The organism is Cohnella massiliensis (assembly GCF_900169535.1).
GTDB lineage: Bacteria > Bacillota > Bacilli > Paenibacillales > Paenibacillaceae > Cohnella > Cohnella algarum.
This window is the reverse complement of sequence record NZ_LT821259.1, coordinates 962,308-988,402: the sequence shown is the minus strand read 5'-3', so window position 1 is coordinate 988,402 and position 26,095 is coordinate 962,308. Positions and strand designations below refer to the sequence as shown.

Genomic DNA, 26,095 nt, shown 5'->3' with positions numbered 1-26,095 from the left:
CCGAATGTCCTCCCTCAAGTAATAAACATGGCGTCGCCAAAGCTGAAAAAGCGGTATTCCCGGTCAACGGCTTCCTTATAAGCGTTCAAGATAAATTCGCGTCCGGCAAGCGCGCTTACCAGCATGACCAGGGTTGAGCGGGGGAGATGGAAATTCGTCAACAGCGCCGACACGAGCCGGAACTCGTACCCCGGATAAATGAAAATATCCGTCCAACCGCTGCACGCTTCGACAGGCTTGTCTTGAAACCGTTGTCCGATCGTTTCCAGCGTCCGCGCCGACGTCGTTCCGACGGCGACGATGCGGCCTCCGTCCCGGCGGGTCCGGTTGATCAGCTCGGCGCTTTGCTCGGAAACGTTGTACCACTCGGCATGCATCTCGTGCTCCCGGACGTTCTCCACGGACACGGGCCGGAACGTGCCGAGGCCCACATGAAGCGTGATCGGACACAAATTGACGCCCATCTCCCGCAATTCGTCCAGAAACGACTCGGTAAAATGCAGCCCCGCCGTCGGCGCGGCGGCCGAGCCTTCATGCCGGGCGTAGACGGTCTGATACCGATCGCGGTCTTCCAATCTTTCCTTAATATACGGAGGAAGGGGCATTTGCCCGAGTCGCTCCAGCAGTTCGTTGAAAATGCCTTCGTACTGAAACCGGAGCCTGCGGGCGCCCATGTCTCCTTCGGCTTCGACAAAAGCGGCGAGCAGCGGCTTGCCGCCCGGCGCTTCGGCTCCGAACCGCAGTTCGGTTCCTTGGCGAATCTTTTTCCCGGGTTTGACCAGCGTCTCCCACACGTCGCCTTCGAGCCGCTTGAGCAGCAGCACTTCCGCCTTGGCGCCCGTATCCGCCTTGAAGCCGAGAAGCCGGGCCGGGAGCACCTTCGTATCGTTCAGGACGAGCGTGTCTCCCGGACGCAAATACTGTTTTAAATCCGGAAAAGACTTATGCTCGACCGTCCCGTCCTCCCGATGCAGCACAAGCAGCCGGGACGAAGTCCGCTCCTTGAGGGGAGTCTGGGCAATCAGCCGCTCGGGCAAGTCAAAATCAAAATCGCCGACATTCATTCGCCGCCATCCTTCTCGATCGTCGCATTATTATAGTAGTATTTCAGAATCGCCTGGTAGTCATACCCTTGATCGGCCAGCCCTTTGGCTCCCCATTGGGACATGCCGAGGCCGTGGCCGAAGCCTTTGCCCGTAATGACGAATTGCGGATCGGCCGTCGCCGCCCGAAGCTCCCCGCTTCCGCTTAAAACAAACAGGTTGTCCTTGCTTCCTCCGCCGATCGTCGCTGCCGCTCCGTCCGCGCCCAACACCTGAAGCGAACCGGAGACTTCCGGGTACTGCCGCACTTCGCCGTCCGCGCCGGCAATCGCAAACCTTCCGGTTTCTTCGATGTCGATCAGCGTGCTCTTCGTGCCAAGCGCCCCGCGCCAATTGTCCGGCGCCCCGACGTCGACCGTCTTTCCGTTTGCTTTGATTTCGGTTACACGGCCGGAAGGGCCCTTCCCCGTTATCTCCAACGTTTGCAGAGTGCCTTGAATTCGCGTCGCTTCGGTCGCGCGCTTGTTGATCGAGGTTTTAAGCTCTTCGGCGGTAAACGGCCCCTCGATCCAGCTGTAATTCGTATACTCGGGCACTTTATCCAACGGCACGACGAGCATTCCCGCGCTTAACCGCTTGATCGGCTCGTTCGTTTCCGCAGGTCCCGGCCGGAACGCGACGTCGCTTCCCGTAACTTTGAGCAGCGGGAGCTCCGCGGCGTTTTTTTGGCCGCTGTCCGCCAGCAGGTCGCTGCGGATATACCCGACTTCGCCGGTCGAAAGCGCCGCTTTGTACCAGTCGAGCTTTCCCTCTTGCGGCCCCGAGTCCGGACTTTGGACCGCGGTGGAAAGAAACGAGTTGTCCCCGCGCCAAATTTCCGTTTTGTTGTCGGCCGTGATGCCGCCTGCATTCGAGGAGAATACCGCGTTGACGATTTTGCCTCCGGAGACGATGACTTCGCCGGAAGTCGCCTCCACCGCCGCGATCGCTTCTTCCGTTTCGGCGGAAATGCCGTTGTACGCCTGGCTGACCGTCGTATCCACGACGTGGGCGATTTGAAAATTCATGCCCAGCGAAAGCGCGTAGGATCGCGCCGCGACGGCCTGCGCCTTTTGCGCTTCGGCGGGCCAGCCGGCATAGATTTCGGAGGCGACGACGGAATACAGGTATTGATCGAGATCGACCTCGTTGACGACGGCCAGGCTTCCGTTAAGGATGCGGACTTCCATGCTGCCGCGATACGTCCGTTTGTTCCGCTCGGCCAATTGAATCCCGTTCTCGCCGGACGGATCCGCCCGCAGCATGGCTTCGGCCGAAAGAGCGTAAGTCGGCGCCGTCGCGCCGGCCGCATCGGTCAGATCCTGACGCAGCACGACATAGGGCTCGCTCGCATCCGGGGCGCGCGCCGCAAGTCCCGCGGCCGCGACCGTCTGCTGCAGCTTGGTCAGCTGGCTTTGGTCGGCGGCTTGTCCTGCCCGGACGACGTAAACCGGCTTGCCGCCGCTCAGCTTGCGGGCGACGAACGCCTCCACATTCGCGTTGCCGAATTGCACGGCGGCGTTCTGCGCTTCGAATTCGCTGGCGTAAGGCCCCGCTTCGAGCGCCAAAGGTCCGCCGACGGCGGCGGTCGTCAGCGATTCGACGCCGCCGGCGACTCCCGCGCCCGTCCATTTGGACAATGCGGACGCTGCCTGCGCGGCTGTCGAAAAGCCGCCCTCCGCGACCTGATAGACGGTCTTTCCCTGCTTGCTGAGCTTTGTCACGTATGCGCCGGCCGTCGATGCCTGCATCTTTTTGAGGACGGAGATCGCGGCGCTTGGATCCGCCGTCTCCAGCACGATCGCCCGGTATCCGTCCGGAGCGACCTTAACCGTCTGGCCCGGCGATACGGCGCTGATCGGCGCATTCCCTTGTCCGCTTGCGAAGACCAGGGCCATTCCATCCGCGGAGGACAGCGAGGCGACCGAAATCAGCGATTTGTATTTGCTTCCGATATCCGCAAAAATCGCGACGCGGATCGTATCCGGCACGTCCGCAGCGCCGTAGGCGATAGCGGCCGGCGCAAGCGATAGGGAGGCCAGCAGCGCGCCGAGCGCGGCCGTCCGCTTGAGCGGGCTCCATAACCGAAATGTCATGTTGGTCTTCCTCCGTCAATTAAGTTGCGTTCGATCGGCGCGCAATTGTTCGTCTGCATGTTCGCCGTTGTCGCAAAAGCCGATGAATCAGCGGCCGGCAAGCGGGTTGAACCGCTCTGAGATCCCGCGGGCCGCACTTCGTATCGCATCGCCGCTCATCCTTGCCCTTCCGGGACCGGAAGGCCCAAATGCCGATAGGCGGACGGCGTCACGACCCGTCCCCGAGGCGTCCGCTGCAAAAATCCGATCTGCATCAAATAGGGCTCGTACACGTCCTCGATCGTCTGGCCCTCTTCCCCGATGGAGGCGGCGATCGTATCCAGGCCGACCGGTCCTCCGCGATAGTTGGCAATCATGCCCTGCAGCAGCTTATGGTCGATCGCGTCGAGTCCCATCGGATCGACCTGGATCCGCTCGAGCGCTTCGCGGGCGATTGGCTCCGTAATGATGCCGTCTCCGCGCACTTGCGCATAATCTCGGACCCGCTTCAGCAAACGGTTCGCGATCCGCGGCGTTCCGCGCGAGCGCCGGGCGATCTCGGACGAAGCTTCGCCGACGATGCCGACGTTCAGCAGGTCGGACGTTCGGGAGACGATGTAAGACAACTCGTCCACCGTATAAAATTCGAGACGGCTGACGACGCCGAACCGGTCGCGCAAAGGCGCCGACAACAGGCCCGCCCGCGTCGTCGCGCCGATCAGCGTGAATTTCGGCAGGTCGAGCCGCACCGAGCGCGCGCTCGGACCTTTGCCGATGATGAAATCGAGCGCGAAATCTTCCATCGCCGGATACAGCACTTCTTCGACCGTCCGGTGCAGCCGGTGAATTTCGTCGATGAACAGCACGTCGTTTTCCTGCAAATTCGTTAAAATCGCGGCGAGATCGCCCGGCCGTTCGATGGCCGGTCCGCTGGTCGTCCGAATGCTGACGCCCAGCTCGTTGGCGATAATATTCGAGAGCGTCGTTTTGCCGAGTCCCGGAGGCCCGTACAACAGCACATGGTCCAGCGCTTCCTTGCGCATTTTGGCCGCTTCGATGTAAATCTTCAAATTTTCCTTCGCTTGCGATTGGCCGATGTACTCCGCCAAATACCGGGGACGCAAGCTGAATTCGACCGCCTGGTCCTCCATCATCAAATGAGCGGTGACAATCCGGTCTTCCACCCGTTAAGTCCCCCTCTGCCTCGTTATCCCTGGAACAATTGCTGCAACGCCTGCTTCATGAGCGCTTCAGGCGACTCGTCGGCCTTGATCCTGTCTTTGAGAACGTGCCACGCCCGATCCAGTTCGGCGTCGCGATAGCCGAGGCCCGCAAGCGCCTCGCGGGCGACCGCCCAGGCGGAATCGTTCCCGGCCTCGTCCGTCCTGCCCGTCGCGGGAACGCCCGCTGCGGCGGCAAACGCAAGGCCGTCCTGAACGGCGCCGAGCTTGTCCTTCAAATCCAATATCATCCGCTGCGCCGTTTTTTTGCCGATGCCGGGCAGCTTGGTCAAAAAGCTTAAATTTTCCTGCTGAATCGCCGCCGCAAGGGCGTCCGGACTTCCGCCGGACAAAATGCCCAGCGCCACTCGCGGCCCGATGCCGGAAACGTCCAGCAGCTTGCGGAACATGGCCTGCTCCTCGCGCGTCGCAAAGCCGAACAGCTGAATGGCGTCTTCCCGCACGTGGTGGTGGATGAACAGCATCGTGCTCTCTTCGTTGCGCCCGAGCGCATACGGGTTCGGCGTAAACACCCGGTAACCGACGTCCCTGACGTCGAGCACGACATACTCCGGTTCCACATGGACGATTCGCCCCCGCAGAAAATCGATCATCAACGCTTCACTCCGTTCATGCGTTCGTTCAAATTAAGGGAATGCGCGTGGCAGATCGCCACGGCGAGCGCGTCCGCGACGTCGTCCGGCTTCGGTACGGCGGAAAGCTTGAGCAGCCTTTTCACCATTTCCTGGACCTGCTTCTTCTCCGCTCCGCCATAACCGACGACGGATTGCTTCACCTGCATCGGCGTGTATTCTCCGACCGGGATGCCGCGCTGCGCCGCCGCCAGAAGAAATACGCCCCGCGCTTGCCCGACGGAGAACGCGTTGGTCACGTTTTTGCTGAAAAACAACTTTTCGACCGCGATCGTTTGAGGCTCGTATTTGTCCAACAATGCGCAAGAAGCTTCGTATATTTGAACCAATCTTTGCTCCGGCAACGTGTTCGCTTCCGTCTGAATGCTGCCATACTGAACGGGCACAAGCCGGTGACCGATTTTGTCCACGAACCCGAACCCCATAATCGCAATGCCTGGGTCGATGCCCAATACCCGCATGAGGGTTCCCCGCTCTCTGTCTTTGCCTATGTAACGTATTCTAGTAACACGCAATATTAAATTCGTCTATTCGTAGATTATATCAAATGAAAGCAAGAATGAGAACAAAGAGCCGAACATCCTTTCGATCCGGAGGCTCATAACAGGATTGAGCAGGGGAACGCAGGATTGCAGTAGGGTTGAGCGGGATGACTCTGAGGCTCGGCGAAGCTTGGCTGGATTTTATCCAACCAAAATCGGCTTTTTCGCGAAACTTTTCGGCTTCGTTGGATTTTGTCCAATCTGGCAAGGCCTTTTCGGTGCTTTCGTCCAAATTCAAGCTCCTCATTGGATAAAATCCACTCTAGACAACGGTTTCCGCGTTTTCCGCTCCCTTGATTGGACAAAATCCAACGTAAGCTCTCTCCGCAGAATCGGTCCCCTTCCGCCGTCCCCTAAGCTTCCACAAAACGCTTTCGCGAGGGGGAAGAACGTAAACGTTCGGATGATGCAAAAAAACCGTACCTGCAGCAGACACGGTGCCTGCATGAGGTACGGCAGTCGTAACCGGATAACGTCCGACAAGCGCCGAACGGTTGGGACGCTGGTGGTCCCCGCGAATAGAGCCGGAATCGCCATCCTTGGTTCGTTTCTTGCCTAGCGGACTCTATGGACCTGCACGTAGTGATCCACCGTGTCCACGATCCGAATGGTCGCCCGGTCCGTTTTGACGACTCCGTTGCTGTAGGTGACGGCAAACGTGAAGGTATATTCTCCTTCTTCAAGATCGACTAACGGGAAGCCGGCGTCCTCGCTTCGCAAGGTGCCGTTCCATAACGAGAGCCGGGGCGGATTCGTTCCGGACAACTCTTTCTTTAATCCCGAGCCGGCATCCGCTGTCACGCGGACCGGCTTAGTCGCGGACGCGCCCGTATCCGTCACGACGGCATCCAGCACGAACGCTTCTCCCGCCCAGAACCAATCGGCGGGCCTCTGGGCATCGGGATGCTTCGCGTTATAATTCAGGCGGTTCGCTTCCCATTCCTCCGTATGCGACACCCTTCCCGCAATCTCCAATGGCAGCACCGACAACGTCTTGGTAGCCGTAACGAATTCTTTGCCGTCGGATACGACCAGCTTGATCGTCCAAACGCCGACCGTCTCCATGCGAAGGGTCGGGCCTGTTGTCGGGTAAGGATAAGTCCAATGGTAATCGAAAACTTGAGCCGGTCCGGCCGGGGGCGCAATCGAGTACGTAATCGCAAGCGGATCCCGATCGGGGTCGTCGACCGCCGTTCGGAATGCAACCGTATCCCCCTCGTAGATCAATGTCGGATTCCAGCTGAAATCCCCGGTCGGCGGCTTGTTCGTGTCGATAAAGAAATATTTCGGCGCGCTCCAATCCGACCAGTCGTAACCGTCATGTACGCGAACTTGGACGTAAAGCAGCGTTTCTTCCGGCAAATCTGCCGTCGGAACCCAACTTGGCACTCCACCTGCTCTCGCTCCGGTGTCCAAAGCGACCACGCCCCCGCTGTTGGAGCGGACGACCTGCAGCTGATATTGCGTTTGCGGATCTCCATCGGGATCGCTATACGTCCAATGGAACGTCGGACGCAGGATATCGTAAACTGTCGGGTTATTCGCATTTGTGCTGGCCGGTTCGATCACGTTAGCGGAAGGCTTGCGGTTTACGACCGAGACGTTATTCGTCGCTTCGCCGTACAGCCCGTAGCTGTTAATGATCACCTGACGGATCTGGAACGTGCCCATGCTGTTGAACGTCTTCGTCCATTGTGTCCGCGAATCGCTCTGCAACGTTTCCGACCCGCCGGCCAAATTTTTAATCCAGTATTGATGCGCCAAGTTTTCCCGTGGCCCATCCTGCGGATCGCTCGCCGTTGAGTTAATCAAAAACGGCGTTCCCCGATACCCAACAACGGGATCGACCGTGAACCCAGGATTCGGCGGCAACACCGGAGAACCGGAAGCGACGATCAGATCGGAGTCCCAATCGCTCCATGCGCCGTACTCGTCCTTGACGGACAACTCCACGATGTAGCTGCCGGCGGTCAACCGGTGGGGCTGCGCGTACACATACGTCATCGAATTAGCGTTCCGGTACCGGTATTTCCGCTCAATGACGCCGCGCGTCGCCGCGTAGTTGATGCCGGTGTTCTCGGTCGAATACTGGCCGTTACTCGGATCATACCGGTCCGGATCGTATGACCGGTCCACATATGAAATCGTATGGTCCGGATTCAAAATCACGTCCTGATCCGCAATCGGTGCCCGGTGCACCCGGATTTTACCCGTGACCTCGTTCGATTCCTTGCGGTACGCGTCAAACGCGTTGTCCGGATACCGATGCTCCGGATGCGGATCGTCCTTCGTTTTAAACGTGAACGTGTACTCGCCCGGCCATGCGAACGACGTGATCGGATTGACAAAACGCTGCCCTCCGCTGTTCCACACGCCAACCGGCTGCAGGAACACATAGGGATTATGCGTGTACTTCCATTCCTCAAACGCGGTCAGTCGCGGATCGCCTTCCGGATCGTTATAGATGACGTCATACGTAATCGTCTCTCCAACCAGCACGACGCCCTCGATTGTTCCCGTTTGATTTCGGCCCGCATAGAAACCCGCGCTGATGAACGACACGTCCTCATGGCCGCGGCTGATGACGCCGAATCGGCCGGTCGGCCAGCCGGTTTCCGTAATGTTGGCCTGCCAAAGCTTATTCACGTACACGTCGAATCCGCTGCCGGTCGGGATCATCATGACCTCGTACGTGTTTCCGGAAACGATCGGATAGGCTTTGCTGAATACCGTGTGCGCCGATCCGCCGACCGTTTTCTTCACGCGCAGCTGGCCGTCTTCGAACTCGATGCTGTAATAGTTGTAGTCGTCCTGTACCCGGTACAGATACCCAACGCCTTTGCCCGTCGCGTTGTTCGGCATGAAATTGGCGCGAACCGTATTTCCGACGGGAACCGAGGCCCCGATCGCGATGTCCGGCGTCGGCTCGCCGGCCTCAAACAACTTCGGCTTCGAAAGCGATCCGGACGTTCTCAGCAAGTAAAGCTGATGTCCGCTCGCGTCGCCTCTCTGCTCGATCAAAAAGCTTTGATCGTCATGCGGATAAATATAGGCGGGCATAAACGGCAGCGCTGGCGTTGCGCCGCTCGCCATCACCCCGAACGTATCCGGATTGTACGATGCATAATGCACCTGATAGCCCGAGCCATTGTAATACATGCCGAACAGCGTCACGACATTATCGGAGCCGATAAACATTTTATCGACGCTGCCCTGGAACAAATTCCCGAACGGGTAAAGCGATTGAAGCAGCTGTCCGTCTGCATTGTAGACATGAACGACCGGGATTCGACTTGAGTTTTGCGTGCTGATCCAAATCCGATGGGCCGAATCTTTCCCCAAAATTTCCACAATTCCGCTGTTGTCGGGAATCGATATTGGCGTTTTGAAAGCCATCCCGGACAACGTATGCCGCTGAATCGAGTAGGAGCCATAATAATTATGAATACCGTAGCTCGTGCCCTCCGCATCGAACCCCAAAAACGTGTAGGGGCTATTGCTCTGAGTGCCGCTTGCAGGGTTCCCCAAATCAAAAGCGACCGAGAAGTCCCCCGTATTCCGGCTGAACTGATTATTTGTCCAGTAACCGTTTTTGTTCTCGAACGAGATCGCCCGGCCGAACCGCTGAGACACGCCGAGAATTGAACTTGGCACGCTGCCGTCTGTAATCGGGGCGGAGGCCACCCATTGACCGTAAAAGTTGTACTTGTTATTTTCGACGAAAATGCCATCCGGAAGTCCGGCAGCGGTATGAATCCCCGAATAAGACCCTGCGTCGTACACTATCCGGTGTTTTTCGGCCCCCGTATCCCGGTCCAAGGCAATAAGGTTGTATTTTTGGGGATTCCCGGGATCCATGACACCGACATAGACCGTATTGTTATGAATAAGGAGTTGACCGTCCGAACTGCCATAATGAATTCTCCCGCCTACCTCCCCCCGAGCAAAGCTAAGATTGTTTCCTAAATATTTCGACCATACAAGTCCGAACGATTTGTTATAAACGTAGAGTGAGCCCGTATAATCGGATCTTCTGGTTTCAATGTAGGTATACTTCTCGTCCTCCCTAATGGCGATGATGGCCTGGCCGGCCAATTGCGGAGGCGTTACCGTCTGGAAGGATGCGTTATTGTTTTGAAGCCCGGCAAAGGGAGCCTGATTCAAATTTTCTTCCAAACCTAACGAGTTAATCCCGTAGTAGTAGGTTGATCCCTGGAAAAAGTATCCGGCCTTCACTTGATTGTTCCGGTCATACAGCTGGTAAAACGGGAATTGAACGACTTGTCCAATGTTGCTGAGTTTAATGGTCGTCTTCGTCTTTAATATCCCGTTCTCCAGTTTCCAGTTGTTCTTGTTTCCGACCGCTCTCGTGTTCAGATTGACGAAGCGCCCGGTTGCGTAGAGATCCGACATGAGATAGGAAAACGTCTCGGGCGGATCCGTGATGCTGCCGCTCGTTTTCACGTCGATCGCCGGTGCCAGGTTTTTGATGTCGGCCGTCCGCTGCGCCTCCGGCTGCGAGTCCGAGTTTCCGCACTTGCCATAATCCTCGCAAACCGATTCGCGGAACAAATACTTGCCGACCCGCGTCGGCTTGAACGCATAGGAATCCACATTGGCCGTCGAATACGTCTGCCAGGCGTCGTTATCGAAGCCGTCGTTATTCGCATCGTACTTGTACTGGAACACGCGGGAGACGATCTTGTCGCCGTCCGGACTGTAAGCATTGCTTTTGACCGTCAGCGTTCCGAGCCGGGTTTCCTCCGGAGGCACCGAAAGCGTGACGATCGGAGGCTCGTCCGGAATGACCGTAATGTCATGCGTCGTCACGTCGGACCAGCGGCCTTCGTCGTCCTGAACCTTTAGCGTCACCGTTTCCGTGCCGGGAACTGGGTACTTATCTTGCTTGTTGGTCCAAACATAGTCCACAATGTCCCTGCCGATCGGACTGTAGGATCGGCTGCCGTCAATCGGAGAAGGCAGCGGTCGATTCTCTTTCACGACCGTCGGTGCATCGATAATCGCGATTGGCTTCGGATCAATGACGTTCAGCGTGGCCGAAGCCGTCGCCCGTTCGCCGTGCGAGTCCTCAACGGTCACGTACACCGTATGGGAGCCGATTCGATTCGCCGTGATGCCGCTAAACGATGAACTGGTTAAATTCATATTGTACTGCGAAGGCAGGCCGGCAAGCCATTCGGTGCTTTTGGTGAAGTCCCATCCGACAACCTCGACCCAATCGTCCGGATAGTCCGGATCGCTGATCGAGGTGATTTGGAGACTGACCACATCTCCCACATTTGCGTTTGGTTTGGACCAAGCGGCTTGAACAACCGGAGGGTGATTCACGTCCGGTTCCGGCGTCCCCCCGCCGCCCGAACTTTCATAGAAAAAGGTGACCCAGGATTCGGCCGATCCCTCGTACAGATTAACGGTGATCGATCCTTTGATGTTATTGAGCGCATCTGAATACCCGTTTCGACTTTGGTTCCGGCCGAGCAAAGTTCCGTGCGAATTGTTAGAGCTTATCGTTTCATTTGCTGGGAGCGAATCGACGTAAATTGACTTCTCCTCTACCTTGCTGAAACTGCCCGTTGAGCTTGTCCGAACCATGTGCCGGACATGAATCGTGCCCTCCACGTCATCCGGTGGCGGCGTCGGCGTAGGAGGCGGAGTGCCACCGCCGCCGCCATTTGGTTTGTAATAAAGGTGTAGTACGTAAGAATTATAAGTTCCGTCGTACGTGAATGCTGGTGGATTGCCCGATACGGCATTAGACAAAGAGGGCGATTTGTCGTCTTGCATTGTTTTGTCGTAGCCAAAATACGTGTAATTCTCATGAGCGGGTGGCGTCTTGCCGCTATAGGTGCTTCCTCTCACCATGACTTGATCATAGTTTCCGAAAATCGAATCAAGGCTGTTTCCGTTCGTATCCCAATATTTCACAATAAACTTAGGCGTTACTTTGATCTTCAGGAGCATGGGGAAATAGACCGTCAACGATTTCTTGTTCGTCCCTACATCGACATATTGTGGAGCAGCAGCGCCAATAACGGATGAATCGGTCAGTTTTAGGGTGAAGCTTACCGATGAAGTATTCAAGCCTTGTTTGGACGATTCTATGATGTTGGTCCCGTAACTTGAGCTAATATTTTCGGAATAGTTCTCCCACGCATCTACACGGGATTGTTTCCATACAGCTTGCCAATCGGGTGAAGTCGTATTGTAAAGTGCTCCTGTATAAGCAGAAACCTCGACGTCCTCAACTAATTTATTGTAAGGAAGATCAAAACTGTAATTGAAGGACACGCCGCCCGCAGCCCCAGCGGTTGTTCCCGGATTTACCGGCCACCAGGAGCCGTCGTCCCGAGTCTGCGTCGTATAGCTGAACATAGCAACGGCGTAAAAAATATTGCCGGAATTGGTTGTCATGTCCCCGATACTGTAGCCAGAAACATAGGACAAGGTGCTTGCCGCGTTTGCTCTCTGTACATTGTGAAAAGGTACTGGCGAAGTGATTCCCGAAAGGATCGCAAATACCAAAAGAAGGGAAAGATAGGCTTTCTTTTTCTTCATTCGGATGCCTAACCTCCGTTAACTTTTATAATAGGGATTCTGGATGAATACGTAATTTTTGCTGTCATAAAGAAGCTGAATGTACTTCACGTCGCTGATTTGGAGTTTGTTCCAATCCGGATCTCCATACAATTCATCTCCCGAATTCAATAACGGGTAGTATTCGATGTAGCTACCATCTGTATCTTTGGCAGACAGGTTAGGATTCTTTGCTCGACCTCTCGGAATTCCATCATCAGTAAGCAACCGGATGCGGATATGAGAAGTCCCTGAGTAGTGAATTTTGATATACTTCTTGCCCTCAATCGAAACGATGGAGAAGCCATAGAAAATCGAATCCCAAGAATCGGGCTTAGAAGGATCTTTCTTAAAGCCATAAGGAATCATGATGGGCAATTGGCTTTCTTTTATATCCCAAACCTCGGTTCGTGGAACCCCGGAAGAAGTAAGTACATTTGGGTGCTTACTGAAAAGATAGGTGTACTCTTCAACAGCCGCGCCCTTAATAACGTCGTCCACAACCGGCACATCCTTCTTCCCAATCCATACGTACTGATCTACACCATTCCACTCCACGGACTGCCCAAGCGCCTCCGAGACGAACCGCAGCGGCACGAGCGTCCGGTTGTTCTTCACGACGGCCGCCGAGTCGAACGTTACCGCCTTGCCGTCCACCGTTGCCGTTTTGCTTCCAATGATCAAAACGATCGTCTTCCCGTCCTGGGAAATCGTGATCTTGTTATTGGCATAGTCCACCTTCGCGCCAAGGTTTTCCGAAACGACGCGAATCGGCACCAGCACCCGCTGATTGGCATCGGCCTGCGGCCAGACGTCAGGAAACGCAAGACGTTTCCCGTCCAGCAGCACGTTTATGTTCGGAATCCCGTACGAAATAGACGAAGCTGCCCCCGCCGCAGGCACCGTCAGAAAGAACGTCAACAGCAGGCTCAGCGTAAATACGAATTTCCTTTTCATCCCATATCTCTCCCTTAATCGTCAACTATTTGTTTCCAATTATACCAAACGCATGCGCCCATATCGCCTGAAAAATCGACATTTATTGCGCTTCTTGCGCTTCGGAAACAGGCCGGCCTATTCAGTTCTCAATGTACGAATGCAACGCACGCCAAGGACGGACCCGAAAACGGCAAACAAAAAGAAGCACCCAAAGACGCCGTCGGGCGGTCTTCAGGTGCTTCCTGAACGATTTCAATATTTTGGTTACCCTTATTATAAAAAGGGATGCCGAAATTCGTCAAGCAAAATGCGATTTTAACCGATTAATGTTCCGTTCCGTTCACCGGCGTCATCACATCGGCCGTTTTTTGCCGGGCAAAGTCGCTGAACGTCGACAGCACGCTGTTGAATTCATCGCGGTCGGTCACGCGAATGCCTTGCGCCAATTCCTTTAGCCGCTCCTTGGACAAGCTGCTTTCAAGCGAACCGACATCGAGTTGGAAAAAAGTCCGAATCGCGTTTTCCTTCCGCGGCGGACCGTCGTACAGAGACAGATTGCCGTCTTCATCCATGCCGATCGTCGCCGTTTTGCGGCAAGCGGGCGAAAGATCGTCGACGGATTCCTCCATCACGACTCGTCCGCTTTGATCAAAAGAAGCGCTCCATTCCCGATGCGCTTTCAGCAGCTCGATCGTTTCCAGCGTCGTATGCCGCCCGAGCTTTCGAGATTCTTCTCCGCACAAGTAGACGCGATGCAAAACGATTTCCACTTCGCCTTCCCGTTTGGCTAACACCGCCATCGTCTGACCTCTAGGCGTCGTTTCGTCCTCGTACAAGGAGGGGGAGTTGTCCGACCAAGCCGGCAAATCGCCTCCATGACCGGGAGCTATGGCCGTCCAACCGCTCACGTATTGATACGAAAGATAGGCGCCGGCGAGGGTTGCCGCAAGGACAGCCCCCGCCCACATGCCCAAAGACCAAATCGGCCTGCGTTGACGTTTCAGACGCTTCTTTAAATTTTTCAGCCTTATGCCGAACACGGCGAATCCCCTTCTTTGCTGCTTTTATCCCTATTCTGCCCGGGGATTCCGTCATTATTCGCTAGTTGTTACCACTTGATCCAGGGTTGGCTCTTTTTCCTTCGTTGTTTAGGTTTCGATTCGGCCGCCTTCGATTTGACTTTCAGCTTTACGGTTTTCTTTTTGGCCGCGGTTGTCGCGGCGGGAGCCTCACCCTGTTCCTTCGAGACGGGACTTGGCTCCTCCACCGGACGGTCGCAATCGTCGTTCAAGCCCCCCAGCGGCGGCAAGGAAGGAATCGGCGGAATGCCGGAAAGCGGCTCATAAGCAACCGGATAGCCGTGACCGCCATAACTACCATAACTGCCGTAACCTCCATAGCCGCCATAGCCGCCATGCGGCGCGGCAAACGCCGGAGACACATTCGGGCCGGCAAACTCGGGAGCCGCGTTCGGCGCGATGGAAGCCGGAGAAAGGTTGGACGCAACCGAAACCGGGGATACGTTCGGCGATGCGAACGCCGGCGAGATGTTCGACGCGACCGAACCCGGAGATACATTGGACGCAAACAAAGCCGGAGAGACGTTTGGCGCAAACGAAGAAGGAGAAACATTAGGCGCAACCGAAGCCGGGGATACGTTCGGCGACGCGAACGCCGGCGAGATGTTCGATGCGACCGAAGCCGGAGATATGTTCGAAGCCGCCCCCATCGTCAATGCTCCCGGCCAGTTTTCTCCTGCCGCCGGTGCGACTGTACCGGGGAAATAGGATGTCCCCGCCCCCCCGACGGCGGCGTTCGGGCCGGCATGATCCGGATACCCGCCAAATGAAAACGGCGAGCTCATGGAGCCGGCGACCGGATAACCTCCGTTTGGCATCAACGAGGCCGGAGATACGGCCGGTCCCGTCCAGATCGGCGCTCCTTTGCATGGGTCGCATCCCCCTTTCGGCCACTGCGCAGCCGGGGACACGTTGGACGGGAATACGCCGGACGGGGACACGTTGGACAAGGCGGCATTTCCCGGAGAAACGTTCGCCGGCACCGCGCCGGGAGAAACGAACGGAGCCTCATGACCCGGATCGTAGCCTCCGCCGTATCCGCTATGGCCGTAAGGGTCGGTCCATCCGCCCTGCGTGCCGTAACCGCCATACGGATTTGCCGCTTCCGCCCCGACAGGGAAAGAAGAAGGTCCGAATGCGGCATTTTCGCTTGCGGGCGACACCTGCGCATGATCGTGCTCCCAGCCGTAGCCGAAGCTGCTTGGAGAAGCGAATGCGTCCGTTCCCCATCCGTAACCGTGTCCGAAGCCGCCTACGTTGTCCGGGCACGGCACATCCTGTACCGGAGCCGTGACTTCATAAGCCGGAACCGGAAAAGGCTTGAACAAATCGCCGTGCGGCTCGAAGTCGATTTTGGCCGATTGCCCTTCGAATACAGGCGCCGGAGCGGGGGAAACGTTCGGCTGGAGGTTGGGCTGGAGGTTGGGCTGGATATTAGGCTGAAGGTTGGGCTCGACATTCGCAAGAAGATTGGAAGGCGCGGTGAGGATGTCGGACTCGAGCGGCTTCTGCGAAGCTTTGGCCGGGGCCGGCGCGTGTTGGATCGGTTTCTCGGTTTTCCCGCCGGCTTCGGGCTTGACCTTGGCTTCCGGTTTCGCTCCGGTTTCGGGTTTCGCCCCGGTCTCCGTTTTCACCCCCGTCTCCGGCTTCGCTTCCGGTCCCGGTTTCACCCCCGCCTCCGGCTTCGCTCCGGTATCGGGCTTGACCCCCGTGCCGGCTTTGCCGCCGGTTCCCGGTATGACGCCCGTTTCGGCTTGCGCCTGCACTCCGGGGACGACGCCCGTGTTTTTCTTGCCCGGAGGCCACCAATTGCCTCCCGGATTCGCGGCTCCGCCGCCGATGACCGTCCCGCCTCCGGATTCCGCCATCGCTTGGCTTTGGCCGACCTTCGGGATGTTGACGACCTCTCCCGTCAGCAGAACGTTCGGATTTTTCAGTTGCGGATTCGCCTTGATAAGCGACTCCAGCGGAACGCCCCAAGCCTTGGACAGCTTCCACAGCGTATCGCCCTGTTGTACCGTATGCTGATGCATAATTTCGAACGTCGGCTGGGCAGGCATCGGAATTTTGACTTTCATGCCTGCGTCGATTTCCTCCGGGTTCGAAATTTCCGGATTCGCCGCAATCAGCTCCTCCAGAGATACGTTGTACTTTTTGGCGATGAAATACAACGTATCTCCTTTTTTCACCATATGGATTTTCACGCCGTTCCCTCCTGAGCGCATGATCGTTCACGTGCGGGCGAATGCCCTGGCACCACCATTACATCCTATGCAGGAGATGGGCGTTTGACATCTATGCGCGAATAAAAGTTCCGGGCGCATCCCAACGCGAAAAAAAACCGGAAGCCCCCGCTCGGGCCCCCGGTTGCCGCTTGCCATTTTGATTTAAAATGCCTGTACGCCTTCTACCGTCACGATTTTGCGGAATTCCTCCAGCAGCTTCGTCGTGATCGGACCGGCATGGCCGACGCCGATGACGCGGCCGTCCACTTCCCGAACGGGAATGACTTCGGCGGCGGTTCCGGTGAAAAACACCTCGTCCGCGGTGTACACGTCGTGCAGCGTGAACGGCTCCTCCTTGAGCGGATAGCCGAGCTTGCCGCACAGCTCCATGATCGCGCCCCGCGTGATGCCCTCCAGCGCCCCGACGTAGCAAGGCGGCGTGTAGACAGTTCCGCGTTTGACGATAAAGATGTTGTCGCTCGAACCTTCCGCCACGTAGCCTTGGGAGTTCAGCATGATCGCTTCCCCGACGCCCGCCAGGTTGGACTGGATTTTAACCAGCACGTTGTTCAGGTAGTTGAGCGACTTGATTTTCGGATTCAGCGCGTCGGGCAGATTGCGGCGGGGACTGACGGAAACGGAACGCAAGCCTTCGCGGTACGCTTCTTCGGGATAAATCGAAAGCTGCTCGACGATAATGATGACCCACGCCGCCGGACACCGCAGCGGATCAAGGCCCAAATTGCCGGGGCCGCGGGATACGACCAGCCGAATGTAGCCGTTTCTCATGTCGTTTTTGCGGATCGTCTCGACGAGCGCCTCCTGCATCTCCTCGTAGGAAAGCGGGATGTTCAGCATGATCGATTTGGCGGAATCGTACAGCCGGTCAAGGTGCTCCTTGCAGCGGAAAATGTTGCCTTCGTAGATCCGAATGCCTTCGAAAATGCCGTCCCCGTACAAAAATCCGTGATCGAAAACGGATATTTTCGCGTCTTCCTTCGTCACAAAACTGCCGTTCAAATAGATCCATTGCTCTGCCATCTTGTTCGACCCTCCGGAATTGGCAATTTGCTATGCTTCTTCGTAAGGATAGCTCGGGTACGAGCCCAATATGCGAACCTGGCAGCCGATCGCCTCGATTTCGGCGAGGGCCGCAGGGAGAAGCACGGTGTCCAGCGACATCTCGATATCGATAAAAAAGTAGTAGTTGCCCAGCTTCTTTTTCGTCGGGCGGGATTCGATCCGGGACAGATTGATCCGCCGCCAGGCGAACGCCGACAGCACCTGGTGCAGCGCGCCCGGATAGTCCTCCGGCAGCGTGATCAGGATGCTCGTCTTCCGCAGCGGCGCGGTATCGTCCTCGAAGGACCGCGGACCGACAAGCAAAAACCGGGTATAGTTGTTGTCGTGATCCGTCACGCCTTCTTCCAGCACATCCAAACCGTATTCGGCGGCGGCCGTTTTCGTGCCGATCGCGCACCAGCCGCGGTCCGGGTTTTCGGAAACGGTCCGAATCGCCTCCGCCGTGCTGCTGAGCGTCTCCAGCTCGGCATGCGGCAGGCGGGAGCGGAGAAAATCGTAGCACTGCGCCATCGCGACCGGATGGCTGAACACTTTTTGGATGCTTGCCGGGTTCCAGCCGCCTCCCTCGCCGCCTTTAAATTCATGCAGGCGGCCTACGAGATTTTGCACGGCGGGAAACACCCATTCCGCCCGAATCGGGAGATCGACTTCATGCACCAGCCAGTCGGTGTGAAGGCTGACGGAGCCGTCGATCGTGTTTTCGATCGGAATGACGCTCCAATCGGTATCTCCCCGGTCCGTCGATTTGAAGACGTCGGCGATCATTTTATGATAAACCAGCTCGACCGGCCGATTGCGAAAAAAATATCGCGCCGCTTCGTCCGAAAAGCTTCCTTTCGGAAGCGCGGCGACGGTCGGCTTCGATGAAGCGCTCACTTGCTTGCCTCCGTTTCCGGGGCCGGCAGCACCTGCTGCGGCTCCTTCCCAAAATCGGGATCATCCGATCCGATCGTCCGGATCTCCGGTCCCTTAAGGCTGATGTCCAGCCAACGGATCTCCACCTCGATGCCCTCGCGGGCCATCGCCTCGGTCACGAAGCGCTCCAGCTCCCCGTGACGGTCGGGAGCCGCCTCCGCGAGCGCGAGCAGCGTCGGGCCCGCGCCCGAAAGCACCGCCCCGAAAGCGCCATGCTCCGGCGCTTCGCGCAAAATCGTCTCCATGCCGGGGACGAGCGCCGCGCGGAACGGCTGATGCAGCCGGTCGCGCATCGCGTGGCGCAAGACGTCCAGCCGTCCCGTCGCCAGCGCCGCCGTAAGCAGCGAGCTGTGGCTCACGTTGAAGACGGCGTCGCCGAGCGTCAGCCGCTCCGGCAGCACGCCGCGGGCCTTTTTCGTCGAGAGCTCGAACGCCGGAATGACGACCATCGCCGCAAGGCCCCGCGGCGGATCGAACCGCACCGCTTCGGCGCGCTCGCCGTCCCAGGCGGCCGCGACGATGCCGCCGAACAGCGAAGCTCCGACGTTGTCCGGATGCTTCTCGATTTCCGTCGCCATCTGAAACAGCCGATCGTCGGACAGCTTGCCGCCGATCAGCGCGTTCGCGGCGACAAGCCCGCCTACGATCGCGGACGCGCTGCTGCCGAGCCCCCGGGTCAGCGGAATGTCGCTGCGGATCGCGATATGCAGCTCGGGCAGCTTCGCGCCCGCTTTTTCGAACACGGACTGCGCCACCTGATACACGATATTGGACTTGTCCGTCGCGACGCCGTCAAGGCCTTCGCCCAGGAGCGTTATCGTCGTCTCCTCGCCCGCGGCGCAAGGGCGCATGTCCACCCACGCGTACAAGGAAAGCGCCATCCCGAGCGTATCGAACCCGGGCCCCAGATTGGCCGTGCTGGCCGGAACCCGGACAACGACGCGGTCGCGGACGGCCGAATCGCTTCCGGAAACCAATGTATCGTTCGGATAACGCATATGAAAACTCCTTTAAATGTCATGTTGTGCGGGCACGAATGCCTTTCGGGCACGAAAGTTTTCGGGCATGAACGCCTGTGCGAGCGCGTTGCAAATGCCTTAACGAGCCTCTTCGCTTCAGCCCTCGACGCGGTATACGCTCTTGATTTCCCGGATGAAGGATAACGCCCCGAACGCCTTCAGCACGTCGCTCAGCGCCGCTTTGCTGACGCTGTGGGTCGTGATGATCAGCTCCGCACCGCCCGCTTCGGCGGTAACCGGCTGCATGACCGACTCGATGCTGACGTCGAACTTGGAAAACACCTGGGCGATTTGCGCCAGCACGCCTGCCCGATCCTCCACGTTCAGCAGCATGAAATATTTGGAGGCGATCTGTTCGTCGCTTTTCAGCTTCTTTTCTTTGTACGCGATTGCCGCCTGGCGTCCGTTGATGCCCAGCTTCGCGTTTTTGACGACGGCGACAAGATCGGCGACGACCGAAGTCGCCGTCGGCATCTCGCCCGCTCCCGGGCCGTAAAACATCGTTTCGCCGACCGCTTCGCCGTACACATACACCGCGTTGAACACGCCGTTCACCGAAGCGATCGGGTGGCTGCGCTTCACCATCGTCGGCTGCACGCTGACGCTGATGTAGTCGTCCTGCCGTTCGGCGATGCCGAGCAGCTTCACCTCGTAGCCCAACTGCTGGGCGTAGCGGATATCCTCCTGCGACACCGAGCTGATGCCTTTGACGTCGACGTCTTCGAGCGACACGTTGGCGCGAAAGCCGAGCGTCGACAAAATCGTCATTTTGCGGGCGGCATCGAGCCCTTCCACGTCGGACGTCGGGTCGGCTTCGGCGTAGCCGAGCGCCTGGGCTTCCTTCAGCACGTCGCCGTACGCCGCGCCTTCCTGGCTCATTTTCGTCAAAATATAGTTGGTCGTCCCGTTGACGATGCCCATGATTTTCGTAATCCGGTCCGAGGAAAAGCCTTCGATCAGCGTCCGGATAATCGGAATGCCGCCGGCCACGCTCGCTTCGTACAGCACGTCGCAGCCCTTCTCGTGGGCCTTCGCCAAAATCTCCTGGCCGTGCAGCGCCATCAGGTCCTTGTTGGCGGTGACGACGTGCTTGCCGCGGTCGAGCGCCTCCAGGATCAGCTTCCTCGTTTCTTCGATTCCGCCCATGACCTCGACGACGACGTCGATATTCGGATCGCGAACGATTTCCCACGGATCCTCCGTCAGCTTGGACGGCTCCACCGCGATGCTTCTCGATTTAAAGCGGTCCTTCACCAAAATTTTCTCGATCGAGATCGGGGATCCCGTCTGGCTTTGCAAATCGTCCTGGTGCCCTTGCACGATGCGAACGACGCCGGTGCCGACGGTCCCAAGACCGAGCAAGCCGACTTTTACCGGTTTGATCATGTGTACGTTTCCTCCTCGGGTAAGCCAGCGATTTCAGGCTTCATTCCTTTTTAAATATAACGGATCGCCGCGGCCGAAATCAGCTTCGGCCCACGACCGTCGCGCGCCGGACGCCGTCCAGCGATTTCAGCTTGTCGATCAATTCGCCCAGCGTTCCGGCCAGCTGCGAAGCGTCAATCGTCACGACCACGTTGGCAAGGCCCTGCAGCGGGATCGATTGCGAGATCGTCATCACGTTGCCGTCGTTCACCGCGAGCGTGCCGAGCACCTTCGACAGCACGCCGGAGCGGTGCTCCAAATCCATCGACAGCGTCGCGATGCGTTCGCGGGCCGTCTGCTCAAGCGGATATACGCCGTCCTTGTACTTGTAGAACGCGCTGCGGCTAAGGCCGACGCGTTCCGCCGCCTCGTGGACGGTGGCCGCTTCTCCGCGTCTCAGCAGCGCCTTTGCCTGCTCCGTTTTCAAAATGCCCTCCGGCAGCAGATCCTCGCGGACAACGAAATAACGCTCGGCCATTTTCCGTCCTCCCAGAAAAGACGAATGTCTGTTCATAGTGGACATTATACCGAAATCGGCGCTTTCCGGCAATAGGCTCGGAAACAAAAAAAGCCCGAACGCCGCAAAGGCGCCGGACCTGAAAGCTTTACTCGTCTTCGAACAAATACGCGTCCTTGCCGCCTTCGAAAAATTCGAACTCGAAGTCGCCGACCCGAATCGTGTCTCCGTCCCGGGCGCCGCGTTTGCGAAGCTCCGCGTCGACGCCGATATTGCGAAGAATGCGGGCGAACCGCATGACCGCTTCGTACGAACCGAACTGGGTCCGCTTCAGCAGCTTTTCGATCGATTCGCTTTCCACGACGTAGACTTCGTTGTCGCGGGAAATCGTAAATTCATGTTGATCGGGCTTGCGCTCCATCCGGTAAACGACGTTGTCCGCCGCTTCGGCAGCTTCGTCGTCCGCCGTCTCGGCTGCGTCCGGCAGCGATTCGAGCAGCTCGGCCGCCTTGTACAGCAATTCATTGACGCCCTGACGCGTAATCGAGGAAATCGGCATGATCAACGTGCCGGGACGGGCGGCTTCGACTTTTTCGCGAAATGGCGCCAGATGCTCCTCGGCCTCGGGAATGTCCATCTTGTTGGCCGCCACGATCTGCGGCCGATCGGCGAGCTTTTCGTTGTACAGCTTCAGCTCGTCGTTGATTTTCACCCAGTCGTCGAACGGGTCGCGCCCTTCCATCGCGGACATGTCCACGACGTGGATAATGACCCTCGTCCGCTCGACGTGGCGGAGAAATTCATGGCCCAGGCCTACGCCGGCATGCGCGCCTTCGATCAGCCCGGGAAGATCCGCCATGACAAAGCTGCGATCGTCGTCCAGCTCGACGACGCCGAGATTCGGCGTGATCGTCGTAAAGTGGTAGGCGCCGATTTTCGGGCGGGCGCCCGACACGACCGACAGGAGCGTCGATTTGCCGACGCTCGGAAAGCCGACGAGCCCGACGTCCGCCATCACCTTCAGCTCCAGCACGACCCACCGCTCCTGGCCTTCCTCGCCGTTTTCCGCGATGGCGGGCGCCGTGTTGGCCGGGCTCTTGAACCGAATGTTGCCCCGTCCGCCGCGGCCGCCCTTGGCGATGACCACTTCCTGATCGTGCCGGGTCATATCCGCGATCAGCTCGCCCGTGTCGTCATCGTACACGACGGTTCCGGGCGGCACCCGCACGATCAGATCCTCGGCGTTGGCGCCGTGCTGGGATTTGTTTCGCCCTTTCTCCCCGCGCTTCGCCTTGAAGTGCTTCTGGTACCGAAAGTCCATCAGCGTCCGAAGACCCTCGTCGACGCGAAACACGACGCTGCCGCCGTTGCCGCCGTCGCCCCCCGCGGGGCCGCCTTCCGGGACGTAAAGCTCGCGGCGGAACGCGACGAGCCCGTCCCCGCCGTCTCCGCCTTTTACAAATATTTTCGCCTTGTCTACAAACATGATGAATTCACTCCGTTATGCAGGCTGATCGATTCGTTCGTTAGGCGGAAAAGCGACGGTCCAGCGCAGGCGGCCGGCCTCTTCGCCGCCCCCGGCCTCCGAAGCTTCCTTGACGCTCCCGAAGCCGTCCAAAGCCCGCTCCATTTCTTGCGGGACGATGTCCCTCGCCGGCACTTCCCCGTCGAATTCCATGGACAATCGCGCCCGCCGCCCGTCCGCGCCGAAGTAAAGCCAAAGCGTGGGCGGCTCCTCGCGAGGGACCGCGGCATGAATTCGAACGACGTTCACCAGGGCGGCCACCGCGCCGGTGAGCTTGTCCGGGTCCGGACCCGCGAGCTCCGGCTTCCAGCCTTCCTCGATTTCCGCCTCCAGGCGAATCGTATGGCCCGCCGCGCGAAAAGACAGCAAGTAGACGGCCAGCCCCGGAATCCCGATCCGCGAAATGCGGCTGTCCTTCTCCATGCGCAATCTTATTCTGTCCACGACGTCAATGGCTTTATCGTATTTTTTCAACTTCAGGTAGCCGTACAAAATTTGCACTTCGTTCATCCAATCGTGCCGGTGCTGGCCCAGCATCTCGACGGCTGCGCGCTGGGTATGGGCGATCAGCCGATCGTGCCGGCGCCGGTCTTGCCGGCGGTCGGCGGCGACGAACAGAAGCGCGGCCAGGGCGCTCCACAGCACAAAAACGATCAAGGGCCACCATGCTTCCCGCCAGACGAACACCGCGGCGCCCGGAAGGAGATGTGAGACGGCCAGAGCTGCCGCCCACGCGATCCGATGGTTTGACATTATGCGACTTCCCCGCTTCGGTCATTTGAACCAAAAACCCCGGCTCACGCGGTGGCCGGGGTTCTGGGTGAGAATTATTAGCCTTCAAGAGCTGCGGCAACAGGCGCTTGTTCGGCAGGGTATACGCTGACTTTCTTGCGGTCGCGTCCCCAACGTTCGAACTTGACGACGCCTTCGACTTTCGCGAACAGCGTGTCGTCTTTGCCGATGCCGACGTTGTTGCCCGGGTGGATCTTCGTGCCGCGTTGGCGCACCAGGATGCTGCCCGCGGTGACGGCTTGACCGTCGGCGCGTTTCGCGCCGAGACGCTTCGAACGGCTATCGCGGCCGTTCTTCGTGGAGCCTACGCCCTTCTTCGAGGCGAACAACTGAAGATTCAGCTTCAACATGGATCTCAACCTCCTTTATTCGCTATTTTTTCTTTTATTTTCACGTACTTGCCGTATTCGTCCGCGATGGACTGCAACGCGACAAGCATGCCTTCCAGCAGCAGTTGCACTTGGCCGTTCCGTTCTTCGTCTTCTCCCGCCGGAGCGGTCGCCGACAAAAAACCGGAAACAACCTCCGCGTCGGGAACAAGCCCCGTCAGCTTCTCAATCGCATTGACCGCTCCGATCGTCACGGCCGATACGCCAGCGCAAACGATATCTCGTCCGGGGTCCGCGTATTTGGCGTGGCCGGTTACGGCAAAGCGTTCTATCCGACCGTCAGCCTTGCGAAAGATATTCACCGTAATCATCGGGCTCTACCAGCTTAAGCCTTGATCGATTCGATGGTCACTTTCGTGTACGGTTGACGATGACCTTGCTTTTTGCGGATGTTTTTCTTCGGTTTATACTTGAAGACGATGATCTTCTCGCCTTTGACGTGCTTCTCGACTTTAGCCGTTACGGATGCTCCGGAAACGAGCGGGGATCCGGTCACGAAGCCGTTGTCGCCGGATACGGCGAGAACGCGGTCGAACGTCACGCTGTCGCCTTCGTTAGCCGCCAGCTTCTCCACGAACAGAACGTCGCCGGCTTGCACTTTGTATTGCTTGCCGCCGGTTTCAATAATCGCGTACATTTGTGCACCTCCTCATGTCCAAGACTCGCCTCGATGGGTGCCGGACGCCGCGGCGAAGCGAGCTTCGCGGGCAATCCCGGTCTTCCGAACCCGTGGAGTGCGGTTACAGCATGCAATTCCACTAGAGCACTTTGCACGCACTATAGAATTCTACCACAGACCCTGCGCAATTACAACAAAAAGCTTAGCGAATGAAGATTTTCCCTTTGCCTTTGCAGGAAACGCACGTCTCGTAAAAAAACGATTCGACGTTGGCGCGCGCTTTTTTCCGGGTGAGCTCCAAAAGCCCGAGCCGCGTCCAGCCGAGCACCTGGCATTTCGTCCGGTCCCGTTTCATCGCGGCTTCGAGCTGCCGGACGACCTCGTCGCGGTGCCGCTCGGTTTCCATATCGATAAAATCGACGATGACGATGCCGCCGACGTCGCGCAGCCGAAGCAGGCGGGCGATTTCGACCGCCGCCTCCGCGTTCGTGCGGAATACCGTTTCTTCGAGGTCGACCGTGCCGGTGAATTTCCCCGTGTTGACATCGATGACCGTCAGCGCTTCGGTCTGGTCCCAGACGAGGTAGCCGCCGCTTTCCAGCCAAATCCGGTGCTGGAACGCCTTCTCGAGCTGCTCGTTGATGCCGAACTTGTCGTACAAGGCAACCGGATCGCGGTACAGCCGGAGCCGGTCTTCGAGCCCGGAGGCGGTCTTCAGCAAAAAGGAACGCGCATGGCGGAAAGCGTGCTCGTCATCGATGATGAGCTCTTCCGTATCCGGCGTAAACACGTCGCGGATCAAACGCTGCACGAGACCGAAATCCCGGTGCAGCTCGCTGGGCGGGGCGGCCGTTTCCGCCGCTTCGACGATCCCCTCCCAAATGCCGCGCAGCTCGTCCAAATCCTTCGCGAGCGAGTCCGCGCTTTCGCCTTCCGCGTTGGTGCGCAAAATGACGCCCTCTCCCGGCTTGCGCAGCTCCTCGGCCATATGCTTCAGCCGGACTCGTTCCTGCTCGTGCTCGATTTTTTTCGAAACGCCGACGTAATCCGCATACGGCATGTAGACAAGCGACCGACCGGGCAGCGAGAAATGCGTCGTCACTCGCGCCCCCTTGCCGCCGAGCGGCTCTTTCATCACCTGAACGATCCGCTCGTCCCCGACTTTAAGCAGATCCGCGATCGGCGGCTTTACTTTGGGCTGCTTGTCGAGGTGGGGATGCAGCACGTCGTCGACGTACAGGAACGCGTTTTTGGGCAGGCCGATATCGACGAAAGCCGCCTGCATGCCGGGAAGCACGTTGACGACCCGGCCTTTGTAAAAATTGCCGACCAGCGAAGAGCTCTCGGAACGCTCGACGCTGAATTCGGTCAGTTTTCCGTCTTCGACAAGGGCGGACTGCGTGATGTTGCGCGAACAATGAACGAGCAGCTGTTTCATGCCTGCCCCCCTCTCCCAAACCCG

At 58.1% G+C, this 26,095-nt stretch carries 21 protein-coding genes; all 21 read right to left on the bottom strand.

Translation table 11 applies throughout. The features are described 5' to 3' along the window. Positions 1 to 14: 14 nt before the first annotated feature. Positions 15 to 1,064, bottom strand: a complete 1,050-nt coding sequence (gene queA / locus B7E11_RS18295; protein WP_080837176.1) for a tRNA preQ1(34) S-adenosylmethionine ribosyltransferase-isomerase QueA — start codon at positions 1,062 to 1,064, stop codon at positions 15 to 17. Then, positions 1,061 to 3,178: a SpoIID/LytB domain-containing protein gene (locus tag B7E11_RS18290; RefSeq protein WP_080837174.1), complete on the bottom strand. Its 2,118-nt coding sequence runs from the start codon at positions 3,176 to 3,178 to the stop codon at positions 1,061 to 1,063. The genes queA and B7E11_RS18290 overlap by 4 nt, the downstream gene beginning before the upstream one ends. A 155-nt stretch (positions 3,179 to 3,333) precedes the next feature. Then, the gene (gene ruvB / locus B7E11_RS18285; protein ID WP_080837172.1) at positions 3,334 to 4,341 is read right to left on the bottom strand and encodes a Holliday junction branch migration DNA helicase RuvB; all 1,008 of its coding nucleotides are present in this window, start codon (positions 4,339 to 4,341) and stop codon (positions 3,334 to 3,336) included. A 23-nt stretch (positions 4,342 to 4,364) separates the two neighbouring features. Continuing rightward, on the bottom strand, positions 4,365 to 4,991 hold the full coding sequence (ruvA, locus tag B7E11_RS18280) for a Holliday junction branch migration protein RuvA (protein WP_080837170.1): 627 nt from the start codon (positions 4,989 to 4,991) through the stop codon (positions 4,365 to 4,367). Continuing rightward, on the bottom strand, positions 4,991 to 5,491 hold the full coding sequence (ruvC, locus tag B7E11_RS18275) for a crossover junction endodeoxyribonuclease RuvC (RefSeq protein WP_080837168.1): 501 nt from the start codon (positions 5,489 to 5,491) through the stop codon (positions 4,991 to 4,993). The genes ruvA and ruvC overlap by 1 nt, the downstream gene beginning before the upstream one ends. Positions 5,492 to 5,573: 82 nt before the next feature. Continuing rightward, positions 5,574 to 5,804 carry a hypothetical protein gene (locus B7E11_RS29090; RefSeq protein WP_139787246.1) on the bottom strand — a complete coding sequence of 77 codons (231 nt, stop codon included), beginning with the start codon at positions 5,802 to 5,804 and terminating at the stop codon, positions 5,574 to 5,576. Between the two features lie 323 nt (positions 5,805 to 6,127). After that, positions 6,128 to 10,861 (bottom strand): glycoside hydrolase family 78 protein, encoded by a 4,734-nt coding sequence (locus B7E11_RS18265; RefSeq protein WP_080837165.1) that lies wholly within the window; start codon positions 10,859 to 10,861, stop codon positions 6,128 to 6,130. Between the two features lie 1,305 nt (positions 10,862 to 12,166). Next, on the bottom strand, positions 12,167 to 13,123 hold the full coding sequence (locus B7E11_RS18260) for a copper amine oxidase N-terminal domain-containing protein (RefSeq protein ID WP_080837162.1): 957 nt from the start codon (positions 13,121 to 13,123) through the stop codon (positions 12,167 to 12,169). A gap of 305 nt (positions 13,124 to 13,428) precedes the next feature. Next, complete coding sequence (locus B7E11_RS18255; protein ID WP_080837161.1) at positions 13,429 to 14,145, bottom strand: BofC C-terminal domain-containing protein; 717 nt, start codon at positions 14,143 to 14,145, stop codon at positions 13,429 to 13,431. Positions 14,146 to 14,213: 68 nt separating this feature from the next. After that, on the bottom strand, positions 14,214 to 16,388 hold the full coding sequence (locus tag B7E11_RS29085; RefSeq protein ID WP_139787245.1) for a LysM peptidoglycan-binding domain-containing protein: 2,175 nt from the start codon (positions 16,386 to 16,388) through the stop codon (positions 14,214 to 14,216). Positions 16,389 to 16,571: 183 nt separating this feature from the next. Beyond that, the gene (ilvE, locus tag B7E11_RS18245) at positions 16,572 to 17,450 is read right to left on the bottom strand and encodes a branched-chain-amino-acid transaminase (protein WP_080837159.1); all 879 of its coding nucleotides are present in this window, start codon (positions 17,448 to 17,450) and stop codon (positions 16,572 to 16,574) included. 30 nt (positions 17,451 to 17,480) lie between these two features. Next, a complete protein-coding gene (gene pheA / locus B7E11_RS18240; RefSeq protein ID WP_080837157.1) occupies positions 17,481 to 18,368 on the bottom strand; it encodes a prephenate dehydratase in 888 nt (295 codons plus the stop codon). Beyond that, on the bottom strand, positions 18,365 to 19,405 hold the full coding sequence (gene thrB, locus B7E11_RS18235) for a homoserine kinase (protein ID WP_080837155.1): 1,041 nt from the start codon (positions 19,403 to 19,405) through the stop codon (positions 18,365 to 18,367). The genes pheA and thrB overlap by 4 nt, the downstream gene beginning before the upstream one ends. 117 nt (positions 19,406 to 19,522) lie before the next feature. Beyond that, complete coding sequence (locus B7E11_RS18230) at positions 19,523 to 20,809, bottom strand: homoserine dehydrogenase (RefSeq protein WP_080840877.1); 1,287 nt, start codon at positions 20,807 to 20,809, stop codon at positions 19,523 to 19,525. Between the two features lie 82 nt (positions 20,810 to 20,891). Continuing rightward, positions 20,892 to 21,329 carry an ACT domain-containing protein gene (locus B7E11_RS18225; RefSeq protein WP_080837154.1) on the bottom strand — a complete coding sequence of 146 codons (438 nt, stop codon included), beginning with the start codon at positions 21,327 to 21,329 and terminating at the stop codon, positions 20,892 to 20,894. Between the two features lie 127 nt (positions 21,330 to 21,456). After that, positions 21,457 to 22,794, bottom strand: a complete 1,338-nt coding sequence (obgE, locus tag B7E11_RS18220) for a GTPase ObgE (RefSeq protein ID WP_080837152.1) — start codon at positions 22,792 to 22,794, stop codon at positions 21,457 to 21,459. A 15-nt stretch (positions 22,795 to 22,809) separates the two neighbouring features. Next, positions 22,810 to 23,586, bottom strand: a complete 777-nt coding sequence (locus B7E11_RS18215; RefSeq protein ID WP_080837151.1) for a Spo0B domain-containing protein — start codon at positions 23,584 to 23,586, stop codon at positions 22,810 to 22,812. 77 nt (positions 23,587 to 23,663) lie between these two features. Further along, positions 23,664 to 23,975 carry a 50S ribosomal protein L27 gene (rpmA, locus tag B7E11_RS18210; protein WP_080837150.1) on the bottom strand — a complete coding sequence of 104 codons (312 nt, stop codon included), beginning with the start codon at positions 23,973 to 23,975 and terminating at the stop codon, positions 23,664 to 23,666. A gap of 5 nt (positions 23,976 to 23,980) precedes the next feature. Then, the gene (locus B7E11_RS18205; RefSeq protein ID WP_080837148.1) at positions 23,981 to 24,325 is read right to left on the bottom strand and encodes a ribosomal-processing cysteine protease Prp; all 345 of its coding nucleotides are present in this window, start codon (positions 24,323 to 24,325) and stop codon (positions 23,981 to 23,983) included. A gap of 14 nt (positions 24,326 to 24,339) precedes the next feature. After that, a complete protein-coding gene (rplU, locus tag B7E11_RS18200) occupies positions 24,340 to 24,651 on the bottom strand; it encodes a 50S ribosomal protein L21 (RefSeq protein ID WP_080837147.1) in 312 nt (103 codons plus the stop codon). 184 nt (positions 24,652 to 24,835) lie between these two features. After that, entirely contained in the window at positions 24,836 to 26,071 is a 1,236-nt protein-coding gene (locus B7E11_RS18195; protein WP_080837145.1) for an Rne/Rng family ribonuclease, read from the bottom strand. Positions 26,072 to 26,095: the final 24 nt, after the last annotated feature.

What these genes read in the sequence shown, in the direction of transcription:
- ruvA (WP_080837170.1), bottom strand. Translation starts at nt 4,991, where the DNA reads ATGATCGATTTTCTGCGGGGGCGAATCGTCCATGTGGAACCGGAGTAT.
- rpmA (WP_080837150.1), bottom strand. Translation starts at nt 23,975, where the DNA reads ATGTTGAAGCTGAATCTTCAGTTGTTCGCCTCGAAGAAGGGCGTAGGC.
- obgE (WP_080837152.1), bottom strand. Translation starts at nt 22,794, where the DNA reads ATGTTTGTAGACAAGGCGAAAATATTTGTAAAAGGCGGAGACGGCGGG.
- thrB (WP_080837155.1), bottom strand. Translation starts at nt 19,405, where the DNA reads ATGCGTTATCCGAACGATACATTGGTTTCCGGAAGCGATTCGGCCGTC.
- B7E11_RS18260 (WP_080837162.1), bottom strand. Translation starts at nt 13,123, where the DNA reads ATGAAAAGGAAATTCGTATTTACGCTGAGCCTGCTGTTGACGTTCTTT.
- ilvE (WP_080837159.1), bottom strand. Translation starts at nt 17,450, where the DNA reads ATGGCAGAGCAATGGATCTATTTGAACGGCAGTTTTGTGACGAAGGAA.
- rplU (WP_080837147.1), bottom strand. Translation starts at nt 24,651, where the DNA reads ATGTACGCGATTATTGAAACCGGCGGCAAGCAATACAAAGTGCAAGCC.
- B7E11_RS18215 (WP_080837151.1), bottom strand. Translation starts at nt 23,586, where the DNA reads ATGTCAAACCATCGGATCGCGTGGGCGGCAGCTCTGGCCGTCTCACAT.
- B7E11_RS18225 (WP_080837154.1), bottom strand. Translation starts at nt 21,329, where the DNA reads ATGGCCGAGCGTTATTTCGTTGTCCGCGAGGATCTGCTGCCGGAGGGC.
- B7E11_RS18195 (WP_080837145.1), bottom strand. Translation starts at nt 26,071, where the DNA reads ATGAAACAGCTGCTCGTTCATTGTTCGCGCAACATCACGCAGTCCGCC.
- ruvC (WP_080837168.1), bottom strand. Translation starts at nt 5,491, where the DNA reads ATGCGGGTATTGGGCATCGACCCAGGCATTGCGATTATGGGGTTCGGG.
- B7E11_RS18205 (WP_080837148.1), bottom strand. Translation starts at nt 24,325, where the DNA reads ATGATTACGGTGAATATCTTTCGCAAGGCTGACGGTCGGATAGAACGC.
- B7E11_RS18290 (WP_080837174.1), bottom strand. Translation starts at nt 3,178, where the DNA reads ATGACATTTCGGTTATGGAGCCCGCTCAAGCGGACGGCCGCGCTCGGC.
- queA (WP_080837176.1), bottom strand. Translation starts at nt 1,064, where the DNA reads ATGAATGTCGGCGATTTTGATTTTGACTTGCCCGAGCGGCTGATTGCC.